Origin of the sequence: Aetokthonos hydrillicola CCALA 1050, from assembly GCF_017591665.1 — a bacterium.
In the GTDB taxonomy this organism is placed as follows: Bacteria; Cyanobacteriota; Cyanobacteriia; order Cyanobacteriales; family Nostocaceae; genus Aetokthonos; species Aetokthonos hydrillicola.
Genome location: NZ_JAAKGC010000239.1, coordinates 1 through 3,595, shown reverse-complemented (window position 1 = coordinate 3,595; position 3,595 = coordinate 1). Strand labels below are relative to the sequence as shown.

General features: G+C 37.5%; 2 protein-coding genes and 1 pseudogene. All 3 read left to right on the top strand.

The genetic code is table 11. The annotated features are described in order from the left end of the window. The coding region (locus G4P69_RS36260; RefSeq protein WP_243903163.1) for a type II toxin-antitoxin system RelE/ParE family toxin at window positions 1-288 on the top strand (288 nt) is incomplete at its 5' end. Window positions 289-1,135: 847 nt separating this feature from the next. Beyond that, the gene (locus G4P69_RS36255) at window positions 1,136-1,849 is read left to right on the top strand and encodes a hypothetical protein (protein ID WP_208354728.1); all 714 of its coding nucleotides are present in this window, start codon (window positions 1,136-1,138) and stop codon (window positions 1,847-1,849) included. Between the two features lie 1,010 nt (window positions 1,850-2,859). Next, a pseudogene (locus G4P69_RS36250) lies at window positions 2,860-3,595 on the top strand (iron-containing alcohol dehydrogenase); the annotation flags it as partial.

Genomic DNA, 3,595 nt, shown 5'->3' with positions numbered 1-3,595 from the left:
TGTAGATTTACCATCCCTGCCAGTCGAGATATTGAAAGTATTATTGACTACGTTGCTTCTAATAAAAACTTTAATGCCGCAGATAAATTACTAAAGAAAATCAACGATAAATGTAAGAAATTGGCAGATTTCCCCAGCATGGGATGCAAGCGAGATGAACTTTATCCTTCGTTGCGTAGTTTTCCTGTTGATGATTATCTAATATTCTATTGCCCCATTGAAGGAGGGATAGAAATTCAAAGGGTAGTTAGTGGTTATCGCGATTTAGATGAACTATTTGGAGAATAAAGTGAGCAATGACTAGTACCAACAGCAACACCAGTATTTAGGTTGGCAATATTCTTTGCTCGCTTATGCTGTCTGCAGATAATTAACAGCATCTGGCTCCATGATCTATAATTTACCCTTCGTTTACTCAAGGCTTGCACTCAAAGCAAATAATACTCTTCAGTTTTTTCTTTGAAATTTAACTTTTGGTTCATTAGTTTGTGTTGAACCAGCCTGTTTAGCAATTCCTCGTAATTCTATTCATAAATCGGAATTATGCATTATATACATTGAAAATGAATACTTCTGATGCTGAATGCTTCTCCCTGCCATATCTATTTATCGTCATGGGATTGAGACTTTATGCATAACAATAGGCACCAATACTGCGTAGGTTTTGAGCCGGGAAATAAATTTCCCGGCTCAAAGCTGAAACCCATTACAATGGGTTAAAAAATTACCCAGTGAGCTTTTAGCTCAATGAGCGCTATTAGCCCGAACTTTAGTTCAGGGCTAATTTTCGGGCAAAACCTTCAAGGCGCGTTATACCAATTCAAAAAATGATTGATACAAATGTAGGTTGGGTTGAGGAACGAAACCCAACACATCAAAGCCTTGTCTTTGTTGGGTTTCACTTCGTACCCCTACGCTTAAGCAAGCTACAACCCAACCTACCCATCTGTTTCATTTTTTTCGTGAAATGGTATTAGTGATTTCTATCAAGCACCCTAAAGCCACTTTATATATATTGAACTTTTCTCGCCGACTTATTTACTTGATTTTCCTGTTGTTTTTCCAAGGTTGTGCATAATCACCAGTTTTCATCCAGATAGATTTTTGGAAGGACAATAAACAAGCTGTATTGACTATGCAACAGAAATCATCGACTCTTAACAACACAGTAAAACACTATCTAGAAACCATTCATGTTGAATCTTCAGGAATCACTTGTCCCGCATGTGGCTCAATTTTAGGAATGAAAAGACAAGGTAGTACTGAAATGGTATTAACAGAAAATGCTCGGTTAGAGTTAGATGGCTATATAGCAAGCTATCGACGCAATCTAGAAACACACTCTGTCATATTGACGACGGGGATTTTACACAGCCCTATTCCTAGGACTCTTAACTGGGTACTAGGGGCTGGGATGTTCCCCAATACCCAATCCCGGAGCGCCCATTCCTCCCTGACAGTGGTATCGCACATCAAAGAAGCATTAGACCGCGAAGTCATCTTCCAGTGTTATGCTCAAGTATTTTTAGGCATACAGAAAAACTATGCTACCACAAAAAACTTTTGTAGCAAATCTACCAATAGCAAGTTTCTTCTAAAAGAGAAATCCAACTTAAAGCTGATGCTCATAAATATTTTCAACATTATTCTTCTTGTTATAGAACATGTGTTCTTGTTCATGCTAAATTACATAGTTATGCCTCATCAATTTGCAATTAGAAAAAGAGGTAGGCTTGAAGCCACTCATTTAAATTTAAATGGGTGGTCTAATGTTACGACTATTCTTGCCTGTCCGATTTCAAGTAGAACGACAGTAATGTATGAAAAAGTATACTTACTGTTTAAGTAAAACCACTTGATAAATGATTCTATTGAGTGTAAAATCTTTATCAAGAGAGGTAGAGTGCAACTAGATTGAAGGTATTTATCCCTTCTATAAAATGCGCTTTATTTATGGAGTATACCAAGTAAACCAAGAGTTTACGATCGCACTAAATTTGCATTTTAGTTTTGCACTAAATTTGCGATTTAGTTTTGATCATATTGGTATCCAAAAATACCCGAACTCAATCTTCCGACTTGTCTATTATTTTTTGAATGAAAAGTATTGCTATAAAAGTTAAAATCTGTAATAGTAAGAAATGAAGTCTAGAAATCCTCACATTCAAAAAATATAATTTTGAAATCCCTCGGGAGGATTGTCGAAAGCCCAATAATGAGGTTGAAAATGTCATTTCACAATCAAATCTAATGTCTACCGTTAGGCGGCAGGCTTCCCATCTAGCCATTCGGCTTACCATCCGGAGGTACAAAGCTATTTACAAGCCATTTTTTTGGCCGTAGCGTGATGAAGCTATGCTTTTCACGCACATATGGATTCATTGTACTAAGCAGAATCTGAAATTTCGCAAAAGCTTACCGACCAGACTGGATAAAATGGAAATAATAGATGGAAGAAAACAATCAACAATCTATGGATTTTCGGCTGTATCACTGAAACTGATTTAAACCTAGTAAACGGGATTCAGAGTTTCTCAATCAATTAGTACCCCATTTAATGGCTTTAAAGTTTAACTCTAATAGACTTAGGTTAGCATCAAACACTATGTGATTTACGATTTCGTTGCAGTTGTTAACATTTTTGTTACAATCTTTAACAGTTCCCATACAATTGCACGGATGCAAAATACAAGTTCTAACCAACAAGCCTGTTACAACCTTGATTAATGAGAGCGGCGATCGCTTTTCTCAAGGTAGACGTTTTGCGTTTACCCAAACTAGGTCAAGCCGTTTTTTCTAGAAAATCTTCTCGGTTTAATTTGTCAAAATGTCAACTTCGAGGAAAGGTAGATAGTAATTATGACTATTGTTCAGTCAAAGCTGCAAGTTACAGAGACTGCATTCCATGTAGAAGCTTACGAAAAGATTGAGTACAGCCTTGTCTATGTTAACGGAGTCTTCGACATCAAAAATAGAGAATTGGCTGACTGTTACCAAAAATTCAAACGCTGCTTGGCTGTTGTAGATGCGAATGTCTACATGTCATACAGCAGCCAAATGAAAGAATATTTTCGGCACTATGGCATTGATTTGACAGTATTTCCTCTGACAATCACCGAACCGAACAAAACAATCCAAACTTTCGAGAAAATCATAGATGCCTTTGCGGACTTTAAATTAGTTCGCAAAGAACCTGTCTTAGTAATTGGCGGTGGATTGATTACAGATGTCGTAGGTTTTGCCTGTTCCGCTTATCGTCGTAGCAGTAACTACATCCGCATTCCTACCACTCTAATTGGATTGATTGATGCGAGCGTTGCTATTAAGGTAGCTGTTAACCATAAGAAGCTGAAAAATCGTCTAGGTGCTTATCATGCTTCCTCAAAAGTCTTCCTCGACTTCTCCTTCTTAGGAACCTTACCTACAGAACAAGTACGTAACGGAATGGCAGAACTAGTGAAAATTGCCGTCGTTGGGTGCAAAGAGGTTTTCGATTTACTGGAAGAGTATGGGGATGAACTGCTGCGCACTCACTTCGGTAACATTGATGCCACAGAGGAAATCAAAGAAGTTGCTCAAAAAGTGACTTATAAAT

Excerpts from the sequence above, each read along its gene's own strand:
- G4P69_RS36255 (WP_208354728.1), top strand. The coding sequence starts at position 1,136 with ATGCAACAGAAATCATCGACTCTTAACAACACAGTAAAACACTATCTA.